Here is a 6,470-nt window from a genome sequence, read left to right as displayed (position 1 = left end):
TATAGCCACGCCAAGACAGGATCCAAGCGAATACGTAATTAATCTGTCCGCCGGATTATTTGTGACTTTCAGCGCTCCTATCTCGACTGTAATATCCATTTTATCGCCGCCTTATTTAATATATACCGAGGAACCTATCCTTTTAAAATCATTGCTTATTTCTATAAGGCTCTCGGTAAGCCCTATTATAAGCAGGCCCCCGGGTTTTAGCAGCCTGTGAAATTCCACGGCAAGCCTGCGCCTTAAATCCTTATCAAAATATATCATTACATTCCTGCACAAAATAACATCCAGGGGCCCGTTCATGGGAAAAGGCATCTCTGTCAGATTCAGCCTTTTGTAAACCACCATATTCCTTATCTCGGATTTCACAGCCATAAATTCCTTATCGCCTGACAATATTTTATTCATGTATTTATTTTTTATATCTTTAGGTATTGAATGTGTTTTCTCCATCTCATAAATACCCTGATGAGCGGTTCCAAGCACTTTAGTGGAAATATCCGTGGCAAGAATCTTTACGTCAGCCCGGGCGCTTAACGCCTCTTTTACCGTAAACGCCATGGTGTACGCTTCTTCCCCTGAAGAACACGCGGCAGACCACAGCCTGAACCTTGTCTGCCCGGCATCCTCCCATTTTGACAGCGCCTGTTTTACCACGTCAAAATGGCCGCTTTCCCTGTAAAAAGAAGTGACATTTGTGGCAATGGAATCCAGCAGCCGCACCAGTTCAACCCCGGTCTTATCTTCAATAACTGCCTTAAAATATTCATCATGCCCGGTAATTTGAAGCTCGCGCATTCTTTTTCTTACGCGCGCGGCAACCAGGGCTTTTTTTGCAGGCCCAAGCGTAATACCGCACTTATTGTGAATAAGGTCTTTTATTCTGTTATACGTATCATCATCAATCGTGCCTGGTTCCGAAGCCCTTCCGGGGAATTCCATTTCTGCCTCCTTCCCGCTTATGCGCAGGAATTTACAGCCATACAAACAAATGCTATCCGGGCGTATTGCCCACGCTTTCAAGTTCTTCGTTTGTCAGCACTCTGTCAATATTAAGAAGTATCCTTACAGTCCCTCTTGTCTTTGCCATTCCAAGTATGTAATTTGTATCCAGTTCCACGCCAAAAGAAGGTGTTGCTTCAATGTCAGCGCCGGCAATGTCCATTACCTCTGAAACCGAATCAACCAGTATGCCAATCTGTACCGGTTCCTTTTGTTTCATTATTTCCACCACTATTACGCATGTTTCATTTGTGTCGGCTTCAGATTCCATCCCGAATTTGCTGCGCAGTTCAACAACAGGAATTACACCGCCCCTTAAATTTATCACTCCGCGCACAAATTCCGGCGTCTTTGGAACGCGTGTTATAGGCATTAAACCTATAATCTCGCGCACCTTTAAAATTTCCACGCCATATTCCTCTTTTGCCAGCCTGAACGTAAGATACTTCCCCGCTTTAGCCTGTACTTCCACAGCATTCTGCATTTTCGCCTCCATTTTATCCGGCTGTCGCCATTTTAATTATTCCGTTTATATCTAAAATAAGCCCGACCTTTCCGTCGGACATTATTGTGCAGGCGGCTATTCCCTCTATTTTGCCAAAACTTTTCCCAAGATTTTTCACCACTATCTGCTGCGGCTCTAAAATTTCATCAACCGCTATTCCCGCCATTTTTCCGTTTTCTTCTATAATTACAACAATCTTTTCCCCGCTTGTTGTACTCTTTATACTCTCTTTTTTATTCAGCAGCGCGCTTAAACTGAAAACCGGTACAAGAGTGTCCCTGAAAGCCAGCATCACGCCTTTTCCGGCAACGGTGGAAAACAGCTGTGCCGGCGGTTTTGAAGACTCCACAATAGACAAAGACGGTACAAAATATTTTTCTTCATTTACTCTTACAGTAATAGCTTCAATAATGGCCGTAGTCAAAGGCAAAACAACCGTGAACTTTGTCCCCGCGCCCGGTTTTGAAACAACTTCCACGCGTCCACGCAGCTGTTCCACATTTCTCTTTACCACATCCATACCCACGCCCCTTCCGGACGTATCCGTAACCATAGACGCGGTTGAAAATCCAGGCCTGAAAATAAATTCAAAAATCTCCTGATCAGGCATCTGCGTTTCCGCGTCAACAAGCCCGTTTTCAACGGCGCGTTTTAATATCTTCTGCCTGTTAAGCCCTGACCCGTCATCTGAAAGTTCAATACAGATATTGCCCCCTTTATGATAGGCATTTAACTCCACCTGCGCGGTTTCAGGCTTACCGGCATCTTTTCTTTCCTTTTCGCTCTCAATACCATGATCAATGGAATTTCTGATCATATGTATTAAAGGGTCGCTTATTTTCTCCACCACAGTCCTGTCTATCTCCGTGTCTTCTCCATGGTAGGCAAAGTTAATTTTTTTGCCGTGTTTTCTTGAAAGGTCCCTGGCAACACGCGCCATTTTCTGAAACATACCGGCAACAGGTATAAGGCGCAGAGACAGGCCAAGTTCATGAAGTGTTTTTGTTGTCTTGTGAAGATGGTTTATATTCCCCATTGAAATAACGGAAGAATCCGCGCTTAATGACAACGCATTTACCACCATTGATTCAGCTATAACTATTTCGCCTATCGTGTCTATCAGATTATCAAGTTTTTCCAGGTCAATTTTCACCGTTTCTTTTATCCTGAAATCAGACTCTTTTGTTATTTTCTGTTCCTGCAGAGCGCCGGCTACATCCGCTTCAGACACAGTGTTTTTGTTTTCAAGAATTTCCCCAAGTTTTTCATGCGTCGCTTTTTGTTCTTCCAGAGCCTCTGTAAGCTGTGCTTCCTTCAGTTTGCCTTCCTGTACAAGTATTTCTCCCAGCCTTTGTTTTTCAGCACCTGCCGGAGCACCGGTGATTGAAAGCACAAGATCAAGCACAGCATCAAGATCCGCGGAGGTTATAAGGCCGGTTTTTTTTGAAGGGTTATCTTTAAGCGCGTCAACCATTTTTCTCACCGCGTCAGCCGCCGAAAAAAGTATATCAATAACAGCGCCGTTAAATACTATCGCCCCTTTTCTTGCCCCCGAAAGAACATTTTCCACCTCTTTAACAAGCATATGCAGCTCTATAAGTTCAAAAAAACCTGACAGGCTTTTCATTGTATGAAAAGCCCTGAAAAGGCTGTTAACCGCCTCTTCATCCCCGGGATTAGCCTCTACCGCAAGCAGCCCGGAATTTATATTTTCAAGGTGTTCGCGCGCTTCATTGATAAAATCGCCTACAAGGGAAAGGTCACCGCTTATTACACTTTCAATTTCCGGCAAAGTTTCTTCTTTCACCGTGTCTTTTGGCCTGTCTTCACCCTGAAAAATTGACGCAAGCATATTTTCAAACAAATGCGGGGCATCGCCGGCATTTCCCCTTTTTATCGCGGATTCAAAAGACTCCGCCGCCCTTTCAGCGGCTTTTGCCGCGTTATCATTTCCCTGAGCTTTCACAGCTTCGGAAAATTTTCTTATAGCGGACGCAATACCCAGAGCCGCTTCGTACCGCGGTTTTTTTTCTTTTCCCGTTAAATCAGCTTTTACTTTCATAAACGCAATATCATCCGCAACAGCGGCAGATACAGATTCACTGCCGGTTCCACGCAGAAGCGCCGTTATATTTTCCAGTATCCTTTTACAGGCCTGTTTCTCTTCCGCGCTTTTGGACAAAACAAGTTCACTAAGAAAACGCGCTTTTTCAGCCGCGGCTGAATATGACTCCGGATTCCTGAAATCCGCCATAACAAATTCAACTGACAGTTCTTCCAGGGCTTTTAACACATCAGTTTCTTTCATTATTCACCGGCCTGTTTTTTTTCGCATATCGCGAATGCAGCTTCAAGCGTCTTTAACATAAAATCCATCTCAATAGGTTTCAGAAAATACGCAAACACTCCCAAACCGCGCACTTCCCTTTCCAGGTCTATTGTCTCGTCGCCTGTCATGGCAATTACAGGCATATCCGGCTTCATCTTTTTGACCACTTTTATCATTTCCTGCCCGGACATTTTCTCCATATATATATCCGTTATCAGGACATCAAAACTTTCCTGCCCTATCAATTTTAACGCGGATTCACTGTCAGCGGCGGAATTGGCGCTATGCCCGGCTTTGGTAATTATGCCTGTCAGCTGGCCGCGTATGAATTTATCATCATCTGCTATAAGAACCCTGTACCGTTTATGCATAAATACCTCCATCTAATATATAGCAAGGGTCATGCCATAGCATCATCAGCAAACATCCATATTTTTAAGGCATTTTATTTATTCCATATCCACTCTGTCCCGATAATGATACAGTTTTACGCCTTTAAAAGATAAATCTTGTGTCATAAATGACACATACTTTTTTACTTAATTTAATACCTTTTTCAACGAATTACCCTTATTTAAAAAACTTAAAACAGCAGCCCCGCATACACAGGTCTGCTATTTTAAACCGCATGATCAAAATTTTTGAAACCGCAGTTGTTAAATGCATAAAGTATTTTTAGACAGGATTTTAGGATTTTAGCCGGCGCAACTTTTTCAGACCGATTTAAAACAATAACAGATATACCGGAGGTTTAAAGCAGGTTATATTTATTAAGTTTCCTGTACAATTTCGCCCTGCTTATTTTAAGTACAGACGCCATCTTTGCTTTGTTGTCGCCATGGGTCTGAAGCAGTTTAATCAGGTATGTTTTTTCAGCCATATCAAGATAAACAGACAAGGGCATTTCTTCTTTACAGTCGGGAATTGTTTCTTCCGCGGAAGAAACATAACTGTTGATATAGTCAGGCAGGTCTTTTACCCCTATTATTTCCCTGTTTCCGGACACCACAATAGCACGCTCCACCACATTTGAAAGTTCCCTGATGTTACCAGGCCATTTGTAATTTACAAGAAGGTCAACCGCTTCCTTTGAAAAGTTTTTCTTTCTTCCTGAATCTGACCGCGAAAGAAAGTGCGCTATAAGTTCGGGGATATCGCTGCTGCGTTCGCGAAGCGGGGGTAAAAACACCCTTAAAGCGTTAAGCCTGTAATATAAATCTGTCCTGAACCTGCCCTTTTCAATTTCCTCTTCAAGCACCCTGTTAGTGGCAGCCAGCACTCGTACGTCCGCTTTTATCTCTTTGGTTCCGCCAAGACGCCTGTAATCGCCATTTTCCAGTACACGCAGAAGTTTCACCTGTGCGGCAGGGTCCATCTCGCCGATTTCATCAATAAAAAGCGTACCACCGTCAGCCACTTCAAACAAACCGCGTTTTACGGAAGTAGCTCCCGTAAACGCGCCGGATTCATGGCCAAACAGTTCATTTTCAAGAAGGTCTTTAGGAAGGGCTCCGCAGTTTACCGCGATAAAAGCTTTCTGCGCGCGCGGGCCGGATTTATGTATTGCGTTTGCAACAAGTTCTTTTCCTGTTCCGCTTTCGCCCTCAATAAGAAGCGGCAGTGATGCCTGGGCGCTTTTTAATATAAAGTCATTAATTGACTGCACGGCGGGAGTATTGCCGGTTATCCCAAAATTCTCTTTTTTTGCGACAACGCCTTTTTTTAAATACACCGATTCTTCTTCCTTATATACCGATTGAATAATTTCTTCAATTTCATTTTTACCTTCAGGAAAAAAAACGTTTCCCGCCGCCCCTGCTTTTAAAGCATCCTGCCGTGTTATTTTCTCTTTGCCTGCCGAAAGTAAATAAATCTTTGTCAAAGGCAGTTTTTTCTTAAGTATTTTAATTATTACCGCGGCGTTTTCAGGGTTTACAAAGGCAATACGGTATGTGTCATCATCGGATAGTTTATTTATCTTCGCGCTGTTTATAAGTGTTATTTCCAGCGCGGGAAAACTGCCTGATAAACCGGCATAAAGTTCTTTCCTGACAGCCTCAACGCTGTCAATTAACAATAACTTCATCATGCCCCCTGTATCATTATTAAGACATAATATTTATATCATATCCGGCGTTAAAGCGCAACAATTCTCACTTTACAATCCTGTCCATCATGTGCCCCGGCATATAATAATACGCAAGCCTGTAAAGCGCCGCTGTTATTACAATCAACACAGCTACAAACGCCGGCATTATTTCAAGGCCCTGATATTTGGCAATTAAACCCGCAAACCAGGGCAATACCGCGTATCCCAGCCCGGACGCGGCCATCTGCATCCCCACAACATTAAAAGCGTGCTGCCCGCCCACCCTTTTTTCAGTACCTGACACAAGGGCCGGAAACACTGGCCCTATGGCAAATCCGTTCAGCACTACGCCCGCGTAATCCAGCGCTTCATTAATATTTAGCCATATCAGCAGTACACCAATAAAAGATACCGTAAGGCTAAGATATATAAGTTTATACGTCTTCATAAATTTTGAATAGAATCCCGCCGATATCCTGCCAAGCGTGTATGCACCCCAGAAAGCACCGGCTATGAAACCTGATACGGCAGGTTCAAAACCC

6 protein-coding genes are annotated in these 6,470 nt (G+C 43.6%); all 6 read right to left on the bottom strand.

Translation table 11 applies throughout. The features are described from left to right. Positions 1–111 precede the first annotated feature (111 nt). Entirely contained in the window at positions 112–945 is an 834-nt protein-coding gene (locus JXR81_07675; GenBank protein ID MBN2754731.1) for a methyltransferase domain-containing protein, read from the bottom strand. A 52-nt stretch (positions 946–997) separates the two neighbouring features. After that, positions 998–1,501, bottom strand: coding sequence for a chemotaxis protein CheW (locus JXR81_07670; GenBank protein ID MBN2754730.1), 504 nt, complete (start codon positions 1,499–1,501; stop codon positions 998–1,000). Position 1,502: 1 nt separating this feature from the next. Next, entirely contained in the window at positions 1,503–3,818 is a 2,316-nt protein-coding gene (locus JXR81_07665) for a chemotaxis protein CheA (protein ID MBN2754729.1), read from the bottom strand. Continuing rightward, positions 3,818–4,210: a response regulator gene (locus JXR81_07660; GenBank protein MBN2754728.1), complete on the bottom strand. Its 393-nt coding sequence runs from the start codon at positions 4,208–4,210 to the stop codon at positions 3,818–3,820. The genes JXR81_07665 and JXR81_07660 overlap by 1 nt, the downstream gene beginning before the upstream one ends. 380 nt (positions 4,211–4,590) lie before the next feature. Further along, positions 4,591–5,925 carry a sigma 54-interacting transcriptional regulator gene (locus tag JXR81_07655; GenBank protein MBN2754727.1) on the bottom strand — a complete coding sequence of 445 codons (1,335 nt, stop codon included), beginning with the start codon at positions 5,923–5,925 and terminating at the stop codon, positions 4,591–4,593. Between the two features lie 67 nt (positions 5,926–5,992). Next, positions 5,993–6,470, bottom strand: a 478-nt coding sequence (locus tag JXR81_07650) for an MFS transporter (protein MBN2754726.1), incomplete at its 5' end; no start/stop codon positions are given.

It is taken from the genome of Candidatus Goldiibacteriota bacterium (genome assembly GCA_016937715.1).
Lineage (GTDB): Bacteria > Oederibacteriota > PGYV01 > PGYV01 > PGYV01 > PGYV01.
The sequence above is the reverse complement of the archived record's forward strand: the minus strand, read 5'-3'. Positions and strand labels throughout refer to the sequence as shown.